This is a genomic window from Paraburkholderia guartelaensis (genome assembly GCF_004353905.1).
GTDB lineage: Bacteria > Pseudomonadota > Gammaproteobacteria > Burkholderiales > Burkholderiaceae > Paraburkholderia > Paraburkholderia guartelaensis.
On record NZ_SMOD01000019.1, the window covers coordinates 19,221 to 41,910 of the forward strand.

A 22,690-nucleotide genomic window follows, 5' to 3' on the forward strand; every position below is an offset into this window, starting at 1 on the left:
GAAGCGAGGACATGACATGTTCAACAAAATCCTGATCGCCAACCGCGGCGAAATTGCGTGCCGGGTCGCGGCTACGTGCAGGCGGCTCGGCGTGAAGAGCGTGGCCGTGTACTCGGACGCCGACGCGAACGCGAAGCACGTCGCGGCCTGCGACGAAGCCGTGCATATCGGCGAAGCGGCCGCTGCGCAAAGCTATTTGCGCTATGAGCGCATCATCGAAGCCGCGCGCGCCACGGGCGCGCAAGCCATTCACCCCGGCTACGGTTTTCTTTCGGAGAACGAAGACTTTGCCCGCGCGTGCGAAGCGGCTGGCATCGTCTTTATCGGGCCGCCGGTCGGCGCGATCGCCGCCATGGGCTCGAAAGCGGCCGCGAAGGCGCTGATGCATGCGGCGGCTGTGCCGCTCGTGCCGGGCTACCACGGCGATGATCAGGACCCCGCGCTCCTGCAGCGTGAAGCCGATGCAATGGGCTACCCCGTGCTGCTCAAGGCGAGCGCGGGCGGCGGCGGCAAGGGCATGCGCGTGGTCGAGCGCAGCGAAGACTTCGCGGCGGCGCTCGCTTCGTGCAAGCGCGAGGCGGCCAGCAGCTTCGGCAACGACCGCGTGCTGATCGAGAAGTACCTCACGCGGCCGCGTCACGTCGAAGTTCAGGTGTTCGCCGACAAACATGGCGGCGCGGTCTACCTGTTCGACCGCGACTGCTCGGTGCAGCGCCGCCACCAGAAAGTGCTGGAAGAAGCGCCCGCGCCGGGCCTCGAAGACGCGGTGCGCCGCGCTATGGGCGAGGCGGCCGTAGCCGCTGCGCGCGCCGTGCATTACGAAGGCGCCGGCACCGTCGAATTCATCATGACGGGCGCCGACTTCTACTTCATGGAGATGAACACGCGCCTGCAGGTCGAGCACCCCGTAACCGAGATGATCACGGGCCTCGATCTCGTCGAATGGCAGCTGCGCGTGGCGGCGGGCGAGCCGCTGCCGCTCGGGCAGTCGCAGCTTTCGATCACGGGCCATGCACTCGAGGCGCGCATTTACGCGGAAAATCCCGCGCGCGGATTCCTGCCCTCCACGGGTACGCTCAAGCATCTGCGCATGCCGGATGGCGTCGAGTTCCGGCTCGGCGACGCGGGCCAGCGCGCGAGCGTGCGTATCGACAGCGGCGTGCGCGAAGGCGACACGATTACGCCGTTCTACGATCCGATGATCGCAAAGCTGATCGTGCACGGCGCCACGCGCGAGGACGCGCTTGCGCGTATGAAGCGTGCGCTCGAAGCGTGCGAGGTGGTGGGGCCGCATACGAACGTCGAATTTTTGCAGCGGCTCGTGACCTGTGAGCCGTTCGCAAGCGCCGATCTCGACACGGGCCTGATCGAGCGTAACCACGAGGCGTTGTTCTCGCCGCAGCAGAAGCCGGTTCGCGAAGCGCTCGCGCTCGCGTGCGCGGCGCTGCTCGGCCGTGAGGGCGGCGCGGCGCATGGCGCTTCACCGTGGCACGCGCTTTCGCATTGGCGCCTGAATAGCGGCTTCGCACAAACGCTTTCCTGGCGCGATGTCGAAAGCGATACCGCGTTCACGGTTGCGCACACGCATGACGGCGGTGAGGAAACCCTGGCCTATGCGGGTCACGAGGCGCGCTACTCGTGGTGGCGCAGCGAGGGCGTGGACGAATACGGCGCGACCATCGGCGACAGGCGCGTGACGGGCCGCGTATTCATCGACGGCGACGTGTTTCATGTGTTCTGCCTCGGCACGGCGATGGCGTTCGAGTGGCAGAACCTGCTCGCGCATGCCGCAGACGCGGAGCACGGCGAAGGCCGTCTGACTGCGCCCATGCCGGGCAAGGTGATCGCCGTGCTGGTCGAGCCGGGCGCCGTGGTCGAGAAGGGTGCGCCGCTCATCGTCATGGAGGCGATGAAGATGGAGCACACCATCGGCGCGCCTGCGGCTGGTAAGGTGACCGAAGTATTGTATGGCGTAGGCGATCAGGTGGCTGACGGCGCGCAATTGCTCGTGCTTGAAGCCGCTTGATACCGCTTGATGCCGCTCGAAGCGGTTTGACTTGCAGGGCCAAGCAGTTCCTTCCGGCCTCCCCTGTAGCCGGAGAACGACGTGAGAGTTTTGCCCTGGGGCGCTCTGCAATAGCGGAGCGCCCTTTTTTTCGCGCTTGCAGTTGGGAACCGCTCAGTGTGCCTTCGCATGCGCCGCGAGCAACTCCCGATGTCGCGCTTCGGTGGCGTCGTCGGCGGGGAACATGCATTCGAGGCGCAATTCCTGGGCGGCGACGTTTTGCGGCGTTCCCACGCTCGTCACCATCGAGAAGTAGCGAAGCACTCTGCCGTCGTCGATGAAACTCAGCGGAATGACCGGCATGGTGGGCGTGCCGGCCGATCCATGATGGGCTTTCCAGTCGCCTGGCACGCCGGGGTACGCGAGCAACTCGTCAAGCAGCGTGCGTGTTTCATCGTCGATCACGCGCCCGACCGCTTCGCGATACACGCGCTGCAGCAGGCTGCGCGAGACGTTCTCCCAGTCCGTGAGGAACGGGCGCATGCCTTGAGGATCGAACATCAAATGCAGCATGTTGCGCGTGCCGGTACGCGCGGACATGTCGATGAAGTGGCCGAAGAAGCGCGGCGCGGCGTCGTTGGTCATCAGCACGTTCCAGTGCCGGTCCATGACGATGGCCGGAAACGGATCGTGCTGGCGAATGACCCGTTCGAGCGCCCGCACGACATGCTCCATTTCCTGCGCGTTCCAGGGGGCGTCCGAATAGACCGGCGCGTAGCCGGCGGCGAGCAGCAGGGCGTTGCGCTCGCGCAGGGGCACATCGAGTGTTTGTGCAAGCGTCAGCAGCGTGTCGCGGCCCGGCACGCTGCGCCCGCTTTCAATGAAGCTGATTTGCCGCTGCGAAATCCCGGCGTCGAGCGACAAATCGAGTTGACTCACGCCACGCGCATCCCGCCAATAGCGCAGCAGGGTGCCAAGTTCGCTTTGCGGCGCGTTCGGTTCGGGGCGCATGGGGTTCATCGGTTCTCCCGGGTTGGATGCGGATGCGATCGTATGTTGAGGATAGGCGCACATGCGCGGCTCGCCAATTACATGCGATGTAATCGCTGCACGGCGCGCGAATTGCAAGCCTTGCGTGCCTCCGCGTGTGGGCGCCTCCACCTACGCGCACTTCGTTCAAAAACAGTGCGATGATTGAGTTTGGCTTTTCGGCAGACCTTTCCGGCCGAATCCTGGGAACTTGTCGCCGAGCTGATTCGCCACATGCGGCGATCCGGGGTCGGAGTGCAAATCCCCGCACCCTTCGTCATGGTCGTTCCGCCCCTCTACCAGACAGGTGAGGTCATCATGCTTGGTGTTCGTAAAGCTGTGTTCCCGGTGGCGGGAATCGATACGAGCTTTCTGCCGGCAACGAAGGCGAGCCCGAAGGAAATGCTGCCGGTCATCGATAAACCGCTCATTCAATATGCCGTTGAAGAAGCCATCGGTGCAGGCATCACCGAGCTGATATTCGTGACGGGCCGCGGAAAGCGCGTCATCGAAGATCATTTCGACAGGTCTTACGAGGTCGAGCACGTGCTGAGGGCGCGCGGCAGGCATAATCTCGTCGAGCTCGTGCAGAGCATCAAGCCGGCCAATGTGGAGTGCGTCTATGTCCGGCAAGCGGAACCGCTCGGTCTCGGGCACGCCGTGCTTTGCGCGGAAAAGCTGATTGGCGACGAGCCCTTTGCAGTCGTGCTCGCGGACGATCTGCTCGACGGCAAGCCTCCGGTTCTCGCGCAAATGGTCCATATCTTCAGCCATTACGATTCCTCGGTTCTCGCTGTGGAAGAATTCGAATCGTGCGAGTCGACGAGTCATGGCGTGATCGACGGCCGGCATTGGGACGAGCGCGTGATCAGCGTGAGCCGCATCATTGAAAAGCCGACGCCCGAACTGGCGCCTTCGAGTTTTGGTGTGGCCGGGCGTTACGTGCTCATGCCGAGCATCTTCCATCATTTGCGTTCGCTGAAACCCGATGCGAATGGCGAGATCGAACTTACGCCCGCCATTCATTCAATGCGCGAAGAGGAGCAGGTGCTGGCCTACGAGTTCGTGGGCAAGCGCTATGACTGCGGCACCAAGCTCGGCTATGTTCAGGCGACGGTCGACTTCGCCCTGAGGCACGCGGAATTGCAGGAGACCTTCGACGCTTGGCTGCGTGAGCGCATTGGCGCGGTGCAACTGGGCGCGTGGGCAACCGCGCCGATGCTGAGTCAACCGGCTCCGGACGCGGCGGGGCTCGCACATTAAAGCCATGCCGTTTGCATAGGAGAATTGAGCAATACCCGCGTACGCGCAGCCTCGATGACCGGGCGGGATCTGACGATGCCGCCCTTTTTCAAGGCGATGCGAAGAAAGGATTGGTAAGAAACGCTGCAAGGTTCCGCCCGCTGCACTGCTTTAAAATCGCGGCATGAACCCCAGCGTCCTCATTGTCGACGACGATCCCGTCGTGCGCGATCTGCTGAGCCGCTTCTTGCGCTCGCATAACTTCGATACCGCCGTGCTGCACGACGGCGTCCACCTCCAGCGCCGCCTCGAGCGCGAACGTCCGTCCATCGTGGTGCTGGACATCATGATGCCGGAGACCGATGGCCTCGAGGCCATTGCCGCCTTGCGCGCGGCGGGTGACGACATTCCCGTCATTTTCGTCACCGCGCGCGGCGCCGTGAGCGACCGCATTCGCGGGCTCTCGCTGGGGGCGGACGACTATTTGCCCAAGCCCTTCGATCCGCATGAACTGCTAGTGCGTATCCAGAACATTCTGCGGCGGCGCGGCCCGTCCACCGCCAGCGCACCGGAGGCAAGGCGGCGCTACCGGTTCGGCGACTTCGAACTCGACTTCACGATGCGCACGCTCTCCTGCGGCGACACGCAAATCCCGCTCAGGGAAAGCGAATTCGCGTTGCTGAAGGTATTCGCCACACATCCCTACAAAGTGCTTTCGCGCACGCTGATCCACGATATCGTGCATCGCGACGAGCGCGAGTTCCACGAACGCAGCCTCGACGTGCCGATCTGGCGACTGCGCCGCGTGATCGAGGCCGATCCATCGAATCCGCGCCATATCCAGACCGTGCGCGGTAAGGGCTATGTATTCGTGCCGGATCCGGCGAATTATTCGGAGGCGCACGGCGCAGCAATTCAGTGAGAAGTCCGTTGAATACGCTGTTCGGGCGCATGGCATTGCTCTCGGCGGCGGTTTTGCTTTCCATGCAGCTCGGCTGGTTTTTGCTGCTTGCCCGCCAGCCGCCGCGCCATGAAGTCGATGGCTTCGCGCGTGGTGTCCTGCTTGCGCTGCGCGTGGCCAGCGAAGAGCACGTCGGCGGCGGCACGCTGCCGCCACCGGTGCATCTCGGCGGCTCTCTCGAGCCGCCGAAGGACCGCGACCTGAGCGACGTGTTGCGCGTGCACCGCGTGCCGGTGTGGAACGTGCCCAAGGACGTTCACCTGCACGAACCGACACGCAGGCCGCTGGTCGACTTGACGCGTCATCTGCGCGAGCAATTGCCGCCCGGCACGCAGTTCGCCGTGGATGACGGGCGCCCGCCGCAGCTCTGGGTGCGCTTTCCGGGCAGCACGACCTGGGTTGTCGTGCCGGTCGATATCCCGCCGCCGCCGCGCTTTGTCATCGAAGGGATTTCGATGCTGCTGGCGGCGCTCACGCTGTCGTTCCTCGCCGCATGGCAGATCCAGAAGCCGCTCGCGAGCCTTGCGCAGGCGGCACGCCGGTTCGGCACCGGCGAGCGTATTGCGCCGCTCGAAGGCAAGGGGCCGCGCGAACTGCGCGACGTGAGCGCGTCGTTCAACGACATGATGCGCTGCGTGAACGAGGCCGAAGACGACCGCGTGGTGATGCTGAGCGGCATCGCGCACGATCTGAAGACACCGCTCACGCGGCTCAAGCTGCGCGCGACGCTGATGGCCGAGGAGGCGGAGCGCAACGGCATGCTGCGCGACGTCGACTCGCTCACCCACATCGTCCAGCAGTTTCTGGAGTTCGCACAACAGTCGCCCGACGCGGGCAGGCTATTGAGCGTCGATGGCTTTCTGCAAAGCCAGTTTGGCAATCCTGACGAAATCGAAGGCGGCAACGAGCCACTGTTCGTGCTCGATCTGCGTGCCGGTCCCCGGTTCAAGCTGCCGCAGGTCACGCTGGATCGGCTCGTCACGAATCTGGTCGATAACGCGCTCGAGTATGGCGCGCCGCCGGTCGAAATCTCGACGGCGATCGAAAACGGATCGCACCTGATACGCGTACGCGATCACGGCGCCGGCATCGAGCCCGAGCGCATTCCCGCCGCCATGAGGCCGTTCGTACGCCTGAATGCGGCGCGTGGCGGCGAAGGCCACTGCGGCCTCGGGCTAGCTATCGTCGCGCGGCTCGCGCGCGACAGCGGTGGCCAATGCGACGTCACGAACCATGCCGATGGCGGCCTGCTCGTGAAGCTCTGCTTTCCTGTCGCCCACGGCTGATACGCCACCACAAAAAAACGCGCCGAGCCCTCGCGGACCGGCGCGCAAACGTGCCAACGCTTGAAAATGCGGGCGCTTGTGGACGTAGTGGATCAGGCCGTCGTGCTGACGAACAGGCCGCTCGCGGCGCCCGAGCCCTGCTGCTGCAGGTTGCTCGCGAGCGTCGTGAGGAATTGCTGAAGCTCGGACGTCGTGCCGCTCGACGAACTGCTCGACGAGGCGCCCATGGCCGTCAAAAGGTTCTGGAAGTCGGACGTCAATTCGCTGTCCGAACTGCTGCTGCTGCTCGATGAGCTGCTTGCCGTGCTCGAATCGGAGGACGTGCTGCTCGAAGCCGACGAGAGCGACTGCGCGAGGTTCGAGATCGCCGAAGCGAGATCGCTGCCGTAACCGCCTGCCGACGAGGGCGGCGGAGGCGGCGGCGGGGGCATCATCGCTGCCGCAGTGGTCGTCGTGCTCGTATCGCTCGATGCGGACGACGTGCTGGAGCTGGAAGCCGTAGTCGCAGATGTTGCGCTTGCCGACGAAACTGCGCTGCTGCTGTCGCTGCTATCGTCCGTGGCCGTCGTGGTGACGCCGCTCTGTTGCGCGGCGGCCTGGAACAGCGCGCCGAGGAATTGCTGAAGCGCGGCGGCAAGCGCATCGGGCGACGTGGACGACGTGCTCGACGTCGAACCGGTGGAGCTCGACGAAGAATCGGAACTGGTGGTGCTCGCAGACGCGCTGGCCGTGCTGTCCGTGGTGAAGCCGAGCGACGAGAGCGCCGAGGCGATAGCGGCGGCGAGCGGATTGACGTTGTTCGAGTCCGACGAGGCGTCCGAAGCCATGGGCATGCCCGACGTCTGGCTGCTGCTCGTGGTTTGCCCTTCTGCCTGGTAAGCGGCCCAGGTCGAAAACAGTGAGTTTGAGTTGGATAACGCGCTTATCGACATGTTTAACCCCCCGGTGAATGTGCGATATGGTCGATGTCCGACCGAGAAGGCTGGTCAGGCCACTCAGTCGGCGCAATCGTATGCCGTCTTTCACTGCGAGGGGCGGCTTTGTAATTCGAGGAAAGAGTTCAGGTAAGGAATTCGTGCAATCCTTACCTTTCCTTTCTTCAGCCTGCTTCGTCGCGCACCGGCGGTGCGAAGCGCAGCGCTACCGCAATGCGGTTCCACGCATTGATATTCGCCACGGCGGCCGTCAAGAATGCCATCTGCTCGCCGGGAAACTGGCGCGCCACGTCCTCGTAGAGCGCGTCGCTCACGCCGTCATGGAGCTTCGCGGTCAGCGCTTCCGTGTAAGCCAGCGCGGCGCGTTCACGCTCGCTGAAGTATTCCGGCGCCTCGTGCCATGCAGCCACGAGATCGAGCTTGACGCGCGGCACGCCTTTCTCGCGCGCAATGTTGAGGTGGTACTGAATGCAGAACGCACAGCCGTTGATTTGCGAGGCGCGGATTTTCAGCAGTTCGGTGAGCGGCTTTTCGATGCCGGAGGCGTCAACAGCCTTGCTCATGGCGGAGAGGGCGGCGGTAACCGGGGCGGCGTCGCGCGCGAAGGTTTCGTAAGCAATGCGGGTAGACGTGCTGGACATGACTGGACCTCGCGAAGTTTGGTCGTTAATATCAGAGCACGAACATCATATTCGAACCCTGACATTATGCGCAAGACAGCAAGGAAAGACCCGGCTTCGGAAAGGAGCGAACACGCGAGCGCCATTCCGGCGGTCGGCGAGGGCAAGCGCGGCGAGGCCGGTTATTTCGGCTACCTGCTGCGCCAGGCGGGCGCGGCGCATCGTTTGCGCATGGAGCGCGCGCTCGACGATCTCGGCATTACGCCGCCGCAATTCGTCGTGCTGACCATGCTGGCCGCCTACCCCGGTATTTCGGGCGCCGATCTCGCGAGGCTCGCGGCGCTCACGCCGCAAACGGTGAGCGTGATCGTCGCGAATCTGGAGCGCGGTGGCGCGATCGTGCGTCGCCCGCACGCGGTGCATGGACGCATTCAGCAAATCGATGTGACCGATGAGGGCGAGGCGCTGCTCAGGCAGTGCCGCGCGCGCGTGAAGAAGCTGGAGGCGCGCATGGCCGCGGGCTTCACGGCCGAAGAGGAGCAGGTAATACGCCGCTGGCTGGTGAGCGTCGCGCGCGAGGATGATATGGGCTGAATGCATCCGGGCGCGACTGCACGTTACTGCGCAGCGCTCTTCGCTTGCGCGAGGCTGCACGAATGGTCGAGCAGGCCTTCGGCCGTGCCGGTTCCGCCATCGACATCGAGCCCGCTGTTCACGACGAGCCAGCCGCTGTGCTTCGCATCGGGGCCTGCGCCCGTCACGAGTATCGTCTGCACGGCCATGGTCTGTTGCGGGCCGAGATCGCGCTCGACCACGCGAAACGGATTGTTGCTATCCGAGAGACTCGTCACGCGCGTGACGCGGTAGCGCGAGCCATCGAGCGTGGTCCAGCGCCAAGTACCCGGCGCGATGTCGCCATACGGCGCAAGCGCCTTGGTGATGTCGGCTCGCATGCAATCGACGTGAATATGCAGTTGATTCTGCGTGCGGCGCTCAGAGGAATTGATCTCGAGGCCGAGCTGGTTGCCGGCGAGCGGCATGCCGATCTTCGCCTCTACGAAGCGCCCCGCGCCCCATGCGCCTACCCAGTACTCCGGCGCGCCGCCGTAGAGAATTTCGGGGCTTTCGATGCCGCTCACGCGGTCGGTGGGAATCACAAGATACTGCGCGCGCCCTGCGATGTCCTTGAGCACGGCATAGCGCTTCTGGAAGTCGACGGTGGTGCAGGGGCCGGGCTTCCCCTTGTCGCGCATGTTCGGCACGCACTGGCCGCCGACGACTTGCCAAAGACCGTTGGAGTCGACCGCGGAGAGGCGCACGCAGGCGCCGGTGGCGGCGAGCGCAACGACTGCCGTCGTGGCTACGGCAAGCCGGGACATCCGCATGAAAGGGGCAAGGCGCAAGGATCGCATCGGCACGAAGTGTCTGGGTTTAGTCGATCAAATGCGCCGCGGTGCGAAGTCTGCACGCGTTGCGGCGCAACGCTGCGCGCAGTGTAGCGCAATGCCCGTGACAGTCGCTTGTGCGCGGTTGCCGAGGCTTATTTGCGGCGCGGATGAAACGTGACCGGTTGCGTGTTCGATGCGTCCGTTGCCGCGGGCGTCGGCCCGCACGTGCCGCAGGTGCCGCAGCCGTCGCCGCAATCGCCGGTTGCGCCTTTGGGCTGCACGAACCGCCCGAGGCGCCGCGCGAATGCGCTATGTTGCGAACGCAACAATCTGGAGGCCACGGCAGCCTGCACGCGCGTGGCCGTTTTCGGCGCGAGCTTGCGCAGCGTATAGACGAAGCTCGCGGCCACTAGCAGCGCGATCACCGCATATTGCGCGACGAGTCCGGCGTTCATACGAAGTGCCTCGCGATCTGATATGTGACGAACGACGCCGCATAGGCCACGACGAACATGTAGCCGAACGACACCACGACGGCGCGCCACGAGCGCGTTTCGCGGCGAATCACGGCGAGCGTGGACATGCATTGCGGTGCGAATGCGAACCACACCATCAGCGAGAGGGCGCTGGCGAGCGAGAAGTTCTGCGCGAGCGTGTGGCCGAGCGCGGCGGTATCCGCGTCGCCGCCCGCCACCGAGTACACCGTGGCGAGCGCGGCCACCGCCGTTTCGCGCGCGGCGAACGCGGGGATCAGCGAAAGGCTCATTTGCCAGTTGAAGCCGAGCGGCGCGAACGGCCATTGCAGCGCGCGGCCGAGATAGCCGGCGATGGAGTAATCGATGGCGGGCAGCGTCGCGCCTGCGGGCGGCGAGGGGAACGTGGAGATGAACCACATCAGCACCGTGAGCGCGAGGATGATGCCCGTGAGGCGTTTGAGGAAGATCGCGCCGCGCTCCCACAGGCCGATGGCGACGTCGCGTACGCGCGGCAGCCGGTACGAGGGCAGTTCCATTAGCAGCGCGTGTTCGCGGTGGTCGCGGCGCAGCTTCTTCATGACCCAGCCCACCGCCATCGCGCCGACGATGCCGGCGGCGTAAAGCGCGAAGAGCACGAGGCCCTGCATGTTGAATACGCCGAAGACCGTGCGGTGCGGAATGAATGCGCCGATCAGCAGCGCATACACGGGCAAGCGCGCCGAGCACGTCATGAGCGGCGCGACAAGGATCGTGGCGAGCCTGTCGCGCGGGTCGGAGATGCTGCGCGTGCCCATCACGCCGGGAATCGCGCACGCGAAGCTCGACAGCAGTGGGATGAACGACCGCCCGGTGAGACCGACGGCCACCATCATGCGATCGAGCAGGAAGGCCGCGCGCGGCAGATAGCCCGACTCCTCCAGCACGAGGATAAAGAAGAACAGCACCAGAATTTCCGGCAAGAAGCCGAGCACGGTGCCGACGCCGCCGAACAGCGCGTCCGTCACGAGGCTGCGTAGCGGGCCGTCGGGCAGCGCCGCGCCGGCGGCCGCGCCGAGCCACGTGAAGCCGTCGCCGATGGCGTCGGTGAGCGGCTTGCCGAGCGAATACACCGCCTGGAACACGAGGAACATCACGAACGCGAGGATCAGCGGGCCGAGCACGGGGTGCAGCGCGAAGCGGTCGATGGCGTCGTCGCGAGCGTCGGTGGCGCGCGGCATCGTCACGGCGCTCGCGAGAATCGTGCGCACCGTGGCGTGCAAGTCGTCGCTCGCGGCTGCGGCTCCTGCTGGCGTTTGTGGCTTTTCAGCCGTCGTGCGCTCGATCAGTTCGATGAGCGCTTGCGCGCCGCCGCGCCGAACGGCCACGGTTTCGACCACGGGCATGCCGAGCCGGCGCGCAAGCTCGCCTACATTCACCTCGATGCCGCGGCGCCTGGCGGCGTCCATCATGTTCAGCGCGAGCACCATCGGACGCCCCATGCGCTGCACTTCGAGCACGAAGCGCAGATGCAGGCGTAGATTCGTCGCGTCGGCCACGCAGACGATCAGATCCGGCGCGGCCTCGCCCGGGTAGCGGCCGAGCAGCACATCGTGCGTCACGCGCTCGTCGGGGCTCGTCGAGTCGAGGCTGTAAGCACCCGGCAGATCGAGCAGTTGCACCTTGCGGCCCGAGGGCGTGGCAAAGCGTCCTTCCTTGCGCTCGACCGTCACACCCGCGTAATTGGCAACCTTCTGGCGCGCGCCGGTCAGCAGATTGAAGAGCGCGGTCTTGCCGCAGTTGGGATTGCCGACGAGCGCCACGCGCAGCGGCGTAACCGGGACCTGGCTCATTGCGCGGTCTCCCCGTTTGCCGTCACGCTCACGCGCTGCGCTTCCGCGCGGCGCAATGCAAAGCGGGTCGAGCCGATCTGCACGAGCAGCGGGTCCGCGCCCCAGGGTGCGCGCGCAACCACGCGCACGGGCTCGCCCGGCACGAAGCCGAGGTCGCGCAGACGCTGCGCGATCGGGTCGGGGGCATGGATATCCTCGACACGCTCCACGAGGGCGGTCGCTCCTTTGGACAGATCGGTCAGACGCATAGGTGGGGGACTTGCTTACAACGAATGAGAATTGTTCTCATTGTAGCGGCAGGGCGGTAGTTTTGGCGGCAAATGCACCTTGGGCCCGCCGATGCGGGCAGAGAACCCGCAGCGGAGGCGGGGTATCGGTGGCGCATGCGCTTATTTGCCGCAGGCAGCGCGCGGTTTCCGGCGCAGTGGCCGTTTACTCAGAATGACTAATTAAATGATCCGCGATGCAAGAATGCGCCGCGCGACTTCCTCGTTGCGAGGGTGCGCCGTCCGCTCAAATCTCCGGCGCAGGCAGCGTCCCGAGAATCGCTTCGAACGCGAGACCGATCGCGAGCAGCCTCCGGTCCCCGCCGGCCGGTCCGTCGAGTTCGAGCCCGACTGGCAAGCGCGCGTCGATAAGGCCCGCCGGCAGCGCGAGGCCCGGAATGCCGGCGTTGCTCGCGGGATCGGTGTTGCGCAGATACGCCTCCATCTCGTCGATCGGCGCCGCGCCGTCGATCGACACGCGAGACGATCCATTCAGTTCGTCGATCGGTACGGCGGCGAGGCGCGTCGTGGGAAAGAGCAGCGCGTCGAGGCCGCTGGCCGCGAAAGTCTGCGCATAGAGCTGCTGCAGGCGCGGCCGCCACACCGTCATCGCGCTGTGATAGTCGCCGCCGCGCGCGTCGGCGAGCACGGCGTCGTAGGCCGCGCGCACATCGGGGCTCGCAATGCGCGCGGCGACTTCGGCCACGGTTTGCGCGGGTGCGTGATTTGCAACGAGCCATGCGGTGAGATCGTCGATGGGCTCGTGCAGCGCGATCGCATAGCTCACGCGGTCGTTCAGCGCGAGCAGCTCGCTCATTTCGACCGGCACGAACGTGACGCCTGCGACTTCGAGTTTCGCGAGTGCTGCGCGTGCCACGTCTTCGAGCGCGCCTTCGAGTCCTTCCCACAGCGGCGCAGGCAGGCCAATGCGCAGATTCGTCACGGCGGCCGGCGAGAGCGGGCCGTGCCCTGTGATCACGGCGTCGAGCAGCGCGACATCGGCTACCGTGCGCCCCATCGGCCCGACCGTGTCGCGCGTATGGCTGATCGGCACGACGGCCTGCGGGTCGTGATAGCGGCGTTGCGTGCCGCCGTCGCCCACGCTCGGGCGCAAGCCGACAATGCCGCACAGCGCGGCGGGTATGCGCGTGGACCCGCCGGTGTCGGTGCCGAGTCCGGCGGGCACGATGCGCGCTGCAATGGCGGCCGCTGTGCCGCCGGAGGAGCCGCCCGGAATTCGTTCGGGGTCCCAGGGGTTGCGCACGGGCCCCGCATGCGGCGCGAGATTCGTGCTGGTGATGCCGAACGCGAGCTCGTGCATGTTGGCCTTGCCGAGCAGGATCGCGCCGGCATCGACGAGGCGCTGCACTGAAGGCGCGTGACGCGCGGGCGCGAAGCCTTCGAGCGCGGGCGTGGCCGCTGAGGTCTGCAGGCCGCGCGTATTGATGTTGTCCTTCACGACCACGGGCAGCCCGGCGAGCGGCAGACGCGCGCGCTCGTTTGCGCCGAGCGAATCGATGCGCTGCGCGGCGGCGAGCGCGCCTTCCACGTCGAGCACGGTGAGTGCGTTGAGGTTGGAGAGCGCCTGCGCGCGCGCAAGCAGCGTGGCGACGTAGTCGGCGGCCTTCAGTTGCCCGGCGTGGATAGCCTCGACGGCTTGCGTCGCGCTCAGTTCCAGTTGCTGGTCGACAGTCCAGGTCATGCAGCGTTCTCCTCGTGCGGCTATAGAGCCATGCTAACAACGCGCGCGTTCAACGTTGTGGCGCTACTTCTTCAAGAGACGCAGCGCGAAGCGTGCGAGCGTGGGCACGAGCGTCGGCCGCAAGAGACGCGCGTCGTAGCCGCTCATGCGCGCGTCGTGTTCTTCGAGGCAGAGTTCGATCATCCCGCGCGGATCGAGCGAATCGCCCAGCACCTCGCGATTCGCGGGCAGGAAATTCGAGTCGCGCGCGTTGCCGCTGGCGTCGATGCCTCGCGCGATCGCGAGCCGCTCCCACACCAGCATGAACCAGATGGCGGCTACGCGCACGGAGTGCCACGGCCTGCGCCACCAGGGCATGGTCTTGCGATACCACGCCACCCAGTTGACGAAGAAGAGGATGTGGCGCGCCTCTTCCTGGATCACCGGCTCGAAGGTTTCGACGAGGTCAGGCGGGAAAAAGCCCGAGCGCTGCGCCGAGCGAAACAGTCCGAACGCGAAAAAGCTGTCGATGCACTCGCTATAGCCGGTGAACATCCACGCCCATTCCGCCTTTTTGGGCGGCGGGTATGCGGGTTCCGGCGCAAGTTCGATGCCATAGGCATGCACGAGGTTCGAGAGCACGACCTTGTGGCGCGCTTCCTCGGCGGCATCCATTTCGATCGCTTCGTGCAGCAGCGGGTCGTTCAGGGTTCGCGCGTAAGTCAGTACGCGGATCGAAGCCCGGCCTTCGGTCTGCACGGCCATGTCCCAGATCGGCAGCGACGTGAGGCGGCGGAGCGCGTCGGGCTCGAGCTTTGGCCAGTCGAGCACGGCGGGGCGGTACGGATCGTGGGTATCGAGCAGCATCCGGCAGAACATCTTGCGGTGCTCGTCCGATCCGATTTTGATGGGCCCTGGCGCGTCGTGCGTCCAACGCCGCAGCGCGGCGTCCTGCTCGGAGATGAAGGCTGCGCCTTCGTCCGGATGCGTCAGGGTTTCAGACATGAGCATCTAACGTGAAGGGGGTATGACTCCTATTCTGTCACAACCGTAAGGAAGCATGCGCCGTCACGCGCAGCGGCGCTGCTGCTCGATCCACATGCGCGCCCAGCGGCAGGCGTAGGCGAGCGCGTGCCTCTCTTCGAAGAAGTAATCGAGTTCGTCGAACGAATACTGCGCGCCCGGCTGCGTGCCAATGGTGAGATTGGCGGCGAAAAGGCCGTTCGGGAGCTGCTGCGCGCTTGGGGCGACGACGTAGCCTTTGTAGCGTAATGGTGTGTTCATGGCCGCGCTTCCTGCTGATCGACTGCCGAATTGCTCGGGTTCTCTTTTCGAGTGGCACGTGTATCTTGCTGTCCACTCACTGTGCCGACACGGACCAGCGTACGGGCCGCCGTATGTCGATGGAACCAATCATTCGTCGCAAGCAAATCACGTGTGGCCTGGAACGGTCAGCAGAATGATCCGGATGAGGCGAGGGGTGAATCCGGCTTCAATGTGGACCGGACGAAATGCAGCGTCTGTGGGATGGCGCACGCGATGCGCACCGCGCGACGCCGGCAATGTGGGTTAGGGAACGTTTACCGCCCGCGTACTCGACGGCACGCGGGAGGGTAAGCGGCAGAGGTGGGGCAGCGTGTCAGACGGCGAGGCTCAGGCGCTTTTCGGTGCGCGGCGCGTTGGCTGCCTGCGCGCCGCCGACGCTGTTCAAGGCGCTCGCAAGCGGCGCTGCGTAGTGCTCATGGCCCTGGCCGCCGAACGCGAGCGCGAACTGCGCCGCCTGGCGGCCGACCGTTGCGAGCTGTTCGGCGACCTTGGCGTCGGAGCACTGTTGCGCGCTCTCGAAGCGCGTCTCGAGCGTATTGATGCCCGCGCCGAACGGCGTTGGCCAGCCGCGCAGCGCGTGCACGATCGAGCGCAGTGACGTCAGCACCGAGCCCGCCGCCTGCCAGCCGTAGGCCGTGACGATACAGCCCACTGCGCGGCCGTCCAGGTACGGGCGGTTGTCGGCGCGCAGTTCTTCGAGCGTGTCGAGCGCGTTCTTCACGAGCCCGGATACGCCGCCGTGATAGCCAGGCGTCGCGATGATGACGGCGTCGGCGGCGCGCACGGCTTCGATCAGTTCGAGCTGGGCGTCGGTCCGAGCGGGGTCTTCGGGCGCGTAGTGCGGCAGCGTGTGCAGGAACGTGCCGCCGAACAATTGCGTGCGCGCGCCGGCGTCTTCGGCGCCGCGCAGCGCAAAAGCGAGCGCGCGCTCGGTCGACGAGGCGGCGCGTGTGGTGCCGCCGATGCCCACCACGAGCGGGCGGCGTTGCGAATCGGAAATGCTCAAGGGGGGCTCCCTGAAATGCGATGAGACCTGGCTCGTGCGTGATCGGGCAACGCAGCCACGAAGCCTGAAAGGCTGGAAAGGGTCATCTTAGAGAGCGCGCCGCGCGGCGCGAAACGACTTTTTGTTCTATCCATATGCCGGCGGCGCTACGTTGCGCTGCGCCATGCGGCCCGAAATGCATATGCCAAACCATTGGTTGGACACGCGGCAGGCCGTGGCTAAGATGAAGCCGTCTCCTCCATGACATCTCCTTGACATGGGATTCGGCCCCGCACTTCTCCGGTGACGGGGCTGTTTTTTTTGGGAGACGGAAACGGGCGGCGCTTCGAGGTCTTCGAGGCCATGATCGCGGCAGCTGCGTGCCGCGCTGTATGTCGTGCTTTGCGCCGCTGACTGCGGCTACGCGCTAGCTCAAACCGTGAGGACGTTGCCGTCGGGGCCGATTTGCGGCGGAATTTCCGGCAGGGTTCCGTTGCCCGGCGCAGTGCGCGCGGGGGCGCCCGGCGTGGCCGGCAGCGTGGGCGCGGGGGCGCGCACGGCCGGTTCGGCGACCTTGCGAGTGGTCAGCTTGTCGGCAGAGGCCAGCTTGTGCTTCGTGCCGTGGTGCGACTTCTTGCCGGCATTGCCCGCATGCACCGAGGGCGTGCGCGCTTCCGGCGGATTCCAGATCTCGATGTAGTGTTCCCCGGCGATCGCGGTGGACGCGAGGACGCCCAGCAAGGTCCCCGTGATGAAGAATCGCACGTCGTGTTCTCCGTTTCGATGTACAGGCCGGGGCCGCGCCATGCGCCGGGGCGCGATGAGGCGGCGTAACCCGGTACGGCGACCGGGCGGCACGAACGGCCGGCTGCACGCACTGTACATTCATACAGGCGCTTATGCAAACGTTTCACGACGTGCTGCGGGCGAGGTGTTGCATGGGTGCGCCGCGGCCTTACGGGGCTTGCGCCGACGCTCAATCTGGCGTTTGCGGGCGGTTCAGGCGTCGAGCGTCGCCCGGTTTTGTGCGATCGCTCGGTCCGCGGCCGGCCCGTGGGCGCCGAGCCAGCGCCCGTAGCTGCGCGGCGAGAACGCGAACGTGAGCACGATCATCGCGCTGATCGATACGGCGAGCATGATCCACGCGCCCGTAAAGCCGCCCGTGAGGTCGCGCACGCGGCCGGCCACGATCGGGGCGAGCGCGGCGATCACGAAGCCCAGACCCTGGACGAAGGCGACGAGGCGCGCGGCGACGCGGTGGTCCGCGCTATGGTCGAGCGCGGTGACGAGCGTGACCGAGAACGTCCCGCCGAGCCCCGCGCCCGCCGCCGCGACCCACAGCAGCGGCGCGGCCTCGGGCCATGCGGCGAGGCCGATCACGCCGACGAGCTGGCCGCACAGGCCCAGAACGAGCCACGGACGCCGGTCCTTGAACGCCGCCGCGGCAAGTGGCAGGAGCAGGGCGCTGGCGGCCTGGAACACCGTCATCGCGGCGAGCAGCGAGCCGCTCGCTTCGACGCTCGCGCCGTGCTGCTGATAGTAGGCGGGCAGCCACGCGACGAGACTCGTATAGCCGCCGTTGACGAGCCCGAAGTGCAGCCCGAGCGTCCACGCCCGGCGCTTGCGCCAGACCGGCACCGTTGCCGCGTTGGCATGCTGCTGCAAGGATGCGGTGGCGGCTTGCTGCGCGCGCCGGCCTGAGCCGAACCCGCCGTTCAACACGCCCCAGATCGCGAGCGCGACTAGCGCGGGCAGGGCCCACACGGCAAGCCCCGTGTGCCACGAGCCGCTGATGCGCGCGACGAGCGGACTCAGGCTCGCGCCGAGCCCGCCGCCGCCCATGATCGATGCCGAAAACAGCCCCATGGCGAGCGGCACCCGCGCGGCGAAGCGTTGCTTCATGACGGCAGGCAGCAGCGCCTGGATGGCCGCGACGCCCGCGCCGGCCGCGGCCGCCGTAAGCATGAGCGCGCCGCCGCTGCCGGTGAACGCGCGGGCAGCACAGGCCGCGGCGATCGCCACGAGCCCGAGCGCGACGCCGCGCGTCTCGCCGAGCCGGCGCGCGAGCAGGCCGGTGCCGAACGCGCCGAGCCCCATCGCGACGACGGGCAGACTCGTGAGCAGCGAAGCGCCGTAGAAGCTCAGGCCGGTGTCGTTGCGGATGGTCGTCATGAGCGGGCTGATCGAGGTGAGCAGCGGCCGCAGATTCAGGCCGATCGCGACGATCGCGGCATACCACGCAAGCGCGCTGGCCGACTCGCCGGACGGCGTCTGGGAATGATTGGAGCGGTTTTGAGGGTTCAATGCGGTCAACCTTTTTACTACTGTTTGGTTGACCATTATACAAAATAATTGTCAACAATCTGGCGATGTCCGCTATGCCCGGCATCGGCGATCGAGTATGGGCGCGCGTCTATATCGCCTCGCCATGCCGCTCGCTACAATGCGACCTGACCCAGCGACCCGACCCAGCTAGCGCGCCTGCCCATGGCCCAATCCTCCCGCCTCGCTCCGCCCCGCGATACCGACGAACCGTCCGATGTCGAAGCGCATGTCTATGCGTCGATTTCTTCCGCGCTGCTGGAAGGCAAGCTCGCGCCGGGCCAGCAACTGGTTGAGCGCGAACTCGCGGCGGCGTTCGGCTGCACGCGCGGCGCGTTGCGCAAGGTGCTGGCGCGCCTCGGCTACGAGGGCAAGCTCGTGCTCGAACCCAATCGCGGCGCGTTCGTGCCGTCGCCCTCGGAGGACGACATACGCGCCGTGTACCGCGCGCGCCAGGTGGCCGAAGCCGGCGTAATGGTGAGCCTGTGCGGCAAGCTCGACGCCGCGATGCGGCGCAAGCTCGCGGCCCACGTGCGCAGCGAGAAGAAGGCGTTGCGCGAGGCGCGTGTGGACGAAGCGGTGCGCCTCGCGGGGCAGTTCCATCTGCTGCTGACCGAGCAGGCGGGCGGCACCGCGCTCGTCGAAGCGCTGGCGCAACTGGTCGCGAAAACGGAGCTTTACAAGGCCTTGTTCGATCCGTCGAAAGCGTCGATGTGCGCGCCCGACGAGCACGCGCAGATCATCGAGGCGTTGGAAGCGGGGGACCTGACTGCGGCGCTCGCGACGATGCGCGCGCATCTGGCCGAGCTGGAGGAGCGCGTGGTGCAGCAGGCGCGCGCACGCGCGGGCCGCGATCTCAAGACGGTGTTCGCGGATCTCGCGAACGGCTGAACGTGCGAGGTGCGCGTCAGCCCTGATCTACGCGCCGGCGCAATTCCTTCGAAGCCGCGAGCGGAATGCGCGCGTCGTCCCACGTGGCGAGCCATTCGATCTCTTTCGCGGCGAACACCTGGCCATGATTGCGCAGCGCGTATTGCAATGAGTCGATGACGTGATTGCGGATGATTTCGGGCGTATGCGGATCGTCGAGGACGATGCGCAAGGCTTCGAGCGTGGCCATGGTGCGGCTCCGGCGAATGTGGCGACCGCAACGTTATCGCACGACAAAAAAACGCTTGCCGGGCGAGAAAAAATGCCCGGCAAAGCGCGCCTCAGTGCCGCGTGCGCTTGAATATCTCGTACTCTTCGGCGAAGGCTCTTGCAACGGCGGGCCGCTCGCGCACGCGCTGCGCGTAGGTCGCGACGGCCTCCCATTGCGACACATCGATGCCCACGTACGGCGCCCAGTTCAGCACGGTCACGAGATAGGCGTCCGCCACGCTGAATTCGTCGAGCAGGAAGGTGCGCGATTCCAGATGATGCGCGAGCAAGCCGAAGCGGCGCGGGATCTTGCCGCGCGCATAGTCCTTGACGGCCTCGTCCACGTCCTTGCCGAGCAGCGGCACGAACACGGCCTTGTGCAGTTCGGTGCCGATAAAGCCTATCCATTGCTGCAGGCGCGCGCGCTCGCGCGTGCCCGCTGGCGGCGCGAGTCGCGCTTCGGGAAAACGGTCGGCCACCCACGGCAGCACCGCCGAGTTTTCGGTGAGGGTCCAGCCGTCGTCCTCGCGCAGCACCGGCACCTGGCCGAGTGCGTTGACAGCGAAGAAATCGCCGCCTTCGGCAAGCTGCTTCGTGAGCGTATCGACCTGGATGTAGCGTGCCTGTGCACCTGCCTCGTAGAGCGCGATGCGCGTGGCGAGCGAACACGCCAGCGGGGCGAAATACAGATCCATCGTCTTCCTCCTTTGCGGGCTTCGGGTTTTTCTGATTTTTGTACTATAGTGAACAAAAATCGCCGATCCAATATTTCTATGCAATCCAGTACAAAAAAGGATAGCCGCCCGCGCGGGCGTCCGCGCGCCTACGATCCACAAGAGGCGCTCGCCCGCGCGCGCGATACGTTCTGGCGCAACGGCTACGCAGGCACATCGCTCGACGACCTGAGCGAGGCGACCGGCATGAACCGGCCGAGTCTCTACGGCGCATTCGGCGACAAGCACGCGCTCTATCTGCAAACCATGGAGCGTTACGTGGAAGCGGGGCGCGTGGCGATGGAGTCTGCGCTGGACAGCGCAGTGCCGCTACGCGAGGCGCTGATGCGCGTATTCGACGGCGCGCTCGGCTGGTATTTGCCCGCGCACGATGCGGCGCGTGGCTGCCTGCTGATCGGCACGGCGGCCGTGGAAGCCGTCAACGACGACGCGGTACGCGAGCGCCTTGCCGCAGGATTGCGCACATTCGACAAGGCGTTCGAGCGGCGCCTGCGCGCGGCGCTCGCGCAAGGCGAGCTGCCGCCCGATGCCAGCGCACCGATGCTCGCGCGCCTCGCCTCCGCGCTATTGCACAGCATGGCGCTGCGCGCGCGGGCCGGCGATTCGAGGTCCTCGCTGCGCGCCATGGCGGTGGCGGGCGTCGCGTTGATCTGCGGCGAAGCGCCGCTTGCGGCCGATGCGCGTGCGGTGCGACGGCGCGCGAAGTGATGTCACGCTGAACCTTGCCTGTCGGCGTCCGCTACGCGGGTCCGCATGCCGCTTTCCCTTGTTACACTGGCGCAGTCGCGCAGGGACGGCCTGCGCACTCGAAGAGGGGAACACGATGGTGCGCTACAGGCACTACAAGGGTGGCATTTACGAACTGGTTTGCGAGGCGACGCTGGAATCGGATCCTTCCGTCACGATGATCGTGTATCGCGCGGCGAACGGTACGATCTGGACGCGACCCTCCACCGTGTTCTTCGAACTCGTCGAGTACGAAGGCGGACTCGTGCCGCGCTTCGCGCCCGTCAACTGATTCTTTTCACTCGTCTCTTCCACGCTTTAGAGGTTTCTTCGAATGCGTTTATTGATTGCGCTGATCCTGCCTTGGCTCCTGTTCTTCACCATTGGACGTCCGATTGCGGGCATCGTCTGCCTGATCCTGCAGATCACGCTGATCGGCTGGATTCCGGCCGCGATCTGGGCCGTGTATTCGCTCAGCCAGTTCAAGACCGACCGGAAAATAGAGGACGCGCTCGGCCGCCGCGGTTAAATCCCGGAGCGGGCGCGTAGACGCCATGTAGCGGCGTGTTCCGCGTTACAGCGGTAACCCGTGCTCACAATTCAATAAGAACTTAACGCTGATTTTTCTTTCTTACAAATAGAAAGGAGAGTCAGCTATGTTCAAGTTCGTTCTCACGGTGGGCGCCATCGCGCTCCTTGCCGGGTGTGCGGTGGCCCCGGGCTACGACTATGGTTACGGCGGCTATGGCCAGCCGTACTCCACGGGTTATTACAGCGGCTACGCGCCGGGCTATGCGCCCACGTATGGCAGTGTGAACATCGGCGTCTGGGGCGGTGGCGGCGGTCGCGATTATCACGGCGGCGACTGGCACGGCGGCGGCGGTGGTTGGCACGGTGGCGGCCCGGGTGGTCACGGTGGCGGTCACGGTGGACCTTGGGGGCCGCCGGGCGGTAGTCATGGAGGCGGCCCCGGCGGCGGTCATGGTGGCGGAGGCCACGGCGGTGGCGGTCACGGTGGCGGCGGCCCGGGCGGCCGTTGATGCGGGCTTGCCGCTCACATCGGCGCGGTTACGTGTTGCCCAATGATCCGCGCCGAGTCGAAAGTGCGCTTCAAAACGAATCAGGCCCGCCACTCTCACGAGGGCGGGCCTGATGCTTTGCACGAGAACCCGGCGTCACAGCCGGGGTTGTCGCGAAACTTACTGGCTCGACTGCGACGTGCCGTTCGTCGACGGGCCGTAAGCCGTAGCGCGCTGCGCTGCGACCTTGGCTTCGGCAGCCTGAATGTTTTCCGGATAGTGCATCCAGTCGCTCGGATCGTAGCCGGCGGCGCGCAGTTGCGCGAGATCGGCGCGAACTTCGGCGCGGGTCACGGGTTGTTGCTGGGGTTGTGCCTGCGCGAACGCGGCGGCGGGCACGGCAACGATGACGGCGAGCACAGCGGCCTTCAGAAACGAATTCATGACTAACCTCCAATATTTTTTGTGAGGAGCCATCGCATCGGCGTGGCCCATATGGTGAATGTATGCGGTTGGAGGGTCAGGGTAAATACCTAGAAAACGAATTCAGTGTTCTTCTGGAGGCAACAATCGGGTTCGGGATCTCCTGAAGTATTGCGCGACGCGCTTGCAATAAGGCCGGACGGCCGCAGATTATCCGGCCCTAAAATCTCGCCGGATTATTGCGAAATCCGTAATTCCAATTCGCCCGAAACGGTCTGTATCCGGCCGGGGCGCTTG

At 65.8% G+C, this 22,690-nt stretch carries 29 protein-coding genes; 13 read left to right on the forward strand and 16 right to left on the reverse strand.

The window, feature by feature from the left end; translation table 11 throughout:
- Positions 1-16 precede the first annotated feature (16 nt).
- A complete protein-coding gene (locus E1N52_RS23680) occupies positions 17-2,026 on the forward strand; it encodes an acetyl/propionyl/methylcrotonyl-CoA carboxylase subunit alpha (protein ID WP_133185167.1) in 2,010 nt (669 codons plus the stop codon).
- A 153-nt stretch (positions 2,027-2,179) separates the two neighbouring features.
- Here E1N52_RS23680 and E1N52_RS23685 read toward each other — a convergent pair whose 3' ends face one another.
- Complete coding sequence (locus E1N52_RS23685; RefSeq protein WP_133185168.1) at positions 2,180-3,025, reverse strand: helix-turn-helix domain-containing protein; 846 nt, start codon at positions 3,023-3,025, stop codon at positions 2,180-2,182.
- Between the two features lie 327 nt (positions 3,026-3,352).
- On the opposite strand from E1N52_RS23685, the gene galU reads away from it, so the two are divergent.
- From galU to E1N52_RS23700, 3 genes are all read left to right on the forward strand, one after another.
- Positions 3,353-4,297 (forward strand): UTP--glucose-1-phosphate uridylyltransferase GalU, encoded by a 945-nt coding sequence (galU, locus tag E1N52_RS23690; protein ID WP_133185169.1) that lies wholly within the window; start codon positions 3,353-3,355, stop codon positions 4,295-4,297.
- A gap of 163 nt (positions 4,298-4,460) precedes the next feature.
- Positions 4,461-5,198, forward strand: a complete 738-nt coding sequence (locus E1N52_RS23695) for a response regulator (protein WP_028202613.1) — start codon at positions 4,461-4,463, stop codon at positions 5,196-5,198.
- Positions 5,195-6,523 (forward strand): ATP-binding protein, encoded by a 1,329-nt coding sequence (locus E1N52_RS23700; RefSeq protein ID WP_133185170.1) that lies wholly within the window; start codon positions 5,195-5,197, stop codon positions 6,521-6,523. Before E1N52_RS23695 ends, E1N52_RS23700 begins: the two co-directional genes overlap by 4 nt.
- Positions 6,524-6,615: 92 nt before the next feature.
- Here E1N52_RS23700 and E1N52_RS45300 read toward each other — a convergent pair whose 3' ends face one another.
- The gene (locus tag E1N52_RS45300) at positions 6,616-6,750 is read right to left on the reverse strand and encodes a hypothetical protein (RefSeq protein ID WP_281175080.1); all 135 of its coding nucleotides are present in this window, start codon (positions 6,748-6,750) and stop codon (positions 6,616-6,618) included.
- On the opposite strand from E1N52_RS45300, the gene E1N52_RS44145 reads away from it, so the two are divergent.
- From E1N52_RS44145 to E1N52_RS23705, 3 genes are all read left to right on the forward strand, one after another.
- Positions 6,749-6,913 carry a hypothetical protein gene (locus tag E1N52_RS44145; protein ID WP_165979434.1) on the forward strand — a complete coding sequence of 55 codons (165 nt, stop codon included), beginning with the start codon at positions 6,749-6,751 and terminating at the stop codon, positions 6,911-6,913. The genes E1N52_RS45300 and E1N52_RS44145 overlap by 2 nt on opposite strands.
- A gap of 63 nt (positions 6,914-6,976) precedes the next feature.
- On the forward strand, positions 6,977-7,147 hold the full coding sequence (locus tag E1N52_RS44150; RefSeq protein ID WP_165979435.1) for a hypothetical protein: 171 nt from the start codon (positions 6,977-6,979) through the stop codon (positions 7,145-7,147).
- Between the two features lie 27 nt (positions 7,148-7,174).
- On the forward strand, positions 7,175-7,402 hold the full coding sequence (locus E1N52_RS23705; protein ID WP_133185171.1) for a hypothetical protein: 228 nt from the start codon (positions 7,175-7,177) through the stop codon (positions 7,400-7,402).
- Positions 7,403-7,622: 220 nt separating this feature from the next.
- Here E1N52_RS23705 and E1N52_RS23710 read toward each other — a convergent pair whose 3' ends face one another.
- The gene (locus E1N52_RS23710; protein WP_133185172.1) at positions 7,623-8,099 is read right to left on the reverse strand and encodes a carboxymuconolactone decarboxylase family protein; all 477 of its coding nucleotides are present in this window, start codon (positions 8,097-8,099) and stop codon (positions 7,623-7,625) included.
- A gap of 66 nt (positions 8,100-8,165) precedes the next feature.
- Between E1N52_RS23710 and E1N52_RS23715 the strand changes: the two genes are divergently transcribed.
- Positions 8,166-8,672, forward strand: a complete 507-nt coding sequence (locus E1N52_RS23715; protein ID WP_133185173.1) for a MarR family winged helix-turn-helix transcriptional regulator — start codon at positions 8,166-8,168, stop codon at positions 8,670-8,672.
- A gap of 23 nt (positions 8,673-8,695) precedes the next feature.
- Here the strand turns inward: E1N52_RS23715 and E1N52_RS23720 are convergent, their stop codons facing one another.
- The 10 genes from E1N52_RS23720 to E1N52_RS23765 form a co-directional block, all read right to left on the reverse strand.
- A complete protein-coding gene (locus E1N52_RS23720) occupies positions 8,696-9,463 on the reverse strand; it encodes a CDP-diacylglycerol diphosphatase (protein WP_246089193.1) in 768 nt (255 codons plus the stop codon).
- Between the two features lie 155 nt (positions 9,464-9,618).
- Positions 9,619-9,921 (reverse strand): DUF6587 family protein, encoded by a 303-nt coding sequence (locus tag E1N52_RS23725; protein WP_133185174.1) that lies wholly within the window; start codon positions 9,919-9,921, stop codon positions 9,619-9,621.
- Complete coding sequence (gene feoB / locus E1N52_RS23730; protein WP_133185175.1) at positions 9,918-11,771, reverse strand: ferrous iron transporter B; 1,854 nt, start codon at positions 11,769-11,771, stop codon at positions 9,918-9,920. Before feoB ends, E1N52_RS23725 begins: the two co-directional genes overlap by 4 nt.
- The gene (locus tag E1N52_RS23735; protein ID WP_133185176.1) at positions 11,768-12,019 is read right to left on the reverse strand and encodes a FeoA family protein; all 252 of its coding nucleotides are present in this window, start codon (positions 12,017-12,019) and stop codon (positions 11,768-11,770) included. The genes feoB and E1N52_RS23735 overlap by 4 nt, the downstream gene beginning before the upstream one ends.
- 265 nt (positions 12,020-12,284) lie before the next feature.
- A complete protein-coding gene (iaaH, locus tag E1N52_RS23740; protein WP_133185177.1) occupies positions 12,285-13,739 on the reverse strand; it encodes an indoleacetamide hydrolase in 1,455 nt (484 codons plus the stop codon).
- Positions 13,740-13,802: 63 nt separating this feature from the next.
- Entirely contained in the window at positions 13,803-14,723 is a 921-nt protein-coding gene (locus E1N52_RS23745) for a ferritin-like domain-containing protein (protein WP_133185178.1), read from the reverse strand.
- Positions 14,724-14,786: 63 nt separating this feature from the next.
- Positions 14,787-15,002, reverse strand: a complete 216-nt coding sequence (locus tag E1N52_RS23750; RefSeq protein WP_133185179.1) for a transcriptional regulator — start codon at positions 15,000-15,002, stop codon at positions 14,787-14,789.
- 355 nt (positions 15,003-15,357) lie between these two features.
- Positions 15,358-16,050 carry an NADPH-dependent FMN reductase gene (locus E1N52_RS23755; protein WP_133185180.1) on the reverse strand — a complete coding sequence of 231 codons (693 nt, stop codon included), beginning with the start codon at positions 16,048-16,050 and terminating at the stop codon, positions 15,358-15,360.
- A 411-nt stretch (positions 16,051-16,461) separates the two neighbouring features.
- Positions 16,462-16,794 carry a hypothetical protein gene (locus E1N52_RS23760; protein WP_133185181.1) on the reverse strand — a complete coding sequence of 111 codons (333 nt, stop codon included), beginning with the start codon at positions 16,792-16,794 and terminating at the stop codon, positions 16,462-16,464.
- Positions 16,795-17,028: 234 nt separating this feature from the next.
- Positions 17,029-18,333, reverse strand: a complete 1,305-nt coding sequence (locus tag E1N52_RS23765) for a cyanate transporter (RefSeq protein ID WP_246089194.1) — start codon at positions 18,331-18,333, stop codon at positions 17,029-17,031.
- Between the two features lie 183 nt (positions 18,334-18,516).
- Between E1N52_RS23765 and E1N52_RS23770 the strand changes: the two genes are divergently transcribed.
- The gene (locus E1N52_RS23770) at positions 18,517-19,242 is read left to right on the forward strand and encodes a GntR family transcriptional regulator (protein WP_133185183.1); all 726 of its coding nucleotides are present in this window, start codon (positions 18,517-18,519) and stop codon (positions 19,240-19,242) included.
- Positions 19,243-19,258: 16 nt separating this feature from the next.
- Here the strand turns inward: E1N52_RS23770 and E1N52_RS23775 are convergent, their stop codons facing one another.
- Together E1N52_RS23775 and E1N52_RS23780 are read right to left on the reverse strand one after the other, a co-directional pair.
- Positions 19,259-19,471 carry a hypothetical protein gene (locus tag E1N52_RS23775; protein WP_069261722.1) on the reverse strand — a complete coding sequence of 71 codons (213 nt, stop codon included), beginning with the start codon at positions 19,469-19,471 and terminating at the stop codon, positions 19,259-19,261.
- A gap of 91 nt (positions 19,472-19,562) precedes the next feature.
- Positions 19,563-20,186 carry a glutathione binding-like protein gene (locus E1N52_RS23780; protein WP_133185184.1) on the reverse strand — a complete coding sequence of 208 codons (624 nt, stop codon included), beginning with the start codon at positions 20,184-20,186 and terminating at the stop codon, positions 19,563-19,565.
- A gap of 78 nt (positions 20,187-20,264) precedes the next feature.
- Here E1N52_RS23780 and E1N52_RS23785 point away from each other — a divergent pair, with 78 nt between their 5' ends.
- From E1N52_RS23785 to E1N52_RS23800, 4 genes are all read left to right on the forward strand, one after another.
- Positions 20,265-20,933 (forward strand): TetR/AcrR family transcriptional regulator, encoded by a 669-nt coding sequence (locus E1N52_RS23785; protein WP_133185185.1) that lies wholly within the window; start codon positions 20,265-20,267, stop codon positions 20,931-20,933.
- A 115-nt stretch (positions 20,934-21,048) separates the two neighbouring features.
- Positions 21,049-21,243, forward strand: coding sequence for a DUF1653 domain-containing protein (locus E1N52_RS23790; protein WP_069261725.1), 195 nt, complete (start codon positions 21,049-21,051; stop codon positions 21,241-21,243).
- Between the two features lie 42 nt (positions 21,244-21,285).
- Positions 21,286-21,480: a YqaE/Pmp3 family membrane protein gene (locus tag E1N52_RS23795; protein ID WP_133185186.1), complete on the forward strand. Its 195-nt coding sequence runs from the start codon at positions 21,286-21,288 to the stop codon at positions 21,478-21,480.
- 127 nt (positions 21,481-21,607) lie between these two features.
- Positions 21,608-21,991 carry a hypothetical protein gene (locus E1N52_RS23800; RefSeq protein WP_133185187.1) on the forward strand — a complete coding sequence of 128 codons (384 nt, stop codon included), beginning with the start codon at positions 21,608-21,610 and terminating at the stop codon, positions 21,989-21,991.
- A 159-nt stretch (positions 21,992-22,150) separates the two neighbouring features.
- Here E1N52_RS23800 and E1N52_RS23805 read toward each other — a convergent pair whose 3' ends face one another.
- Complete coding sequence (locus E1N52_RS23805; RefSeq protein WP_133185188.1) at positions 22,151-22,414, reverse strand: DUF4148 domain-containing protein; 264 nt, start codon at positions 22,412-22,414, stop codon at positions 22,151-22,153.
- Between the last annotated feature and the right edge of the window lie 276 nt (positions 22,415-22,690).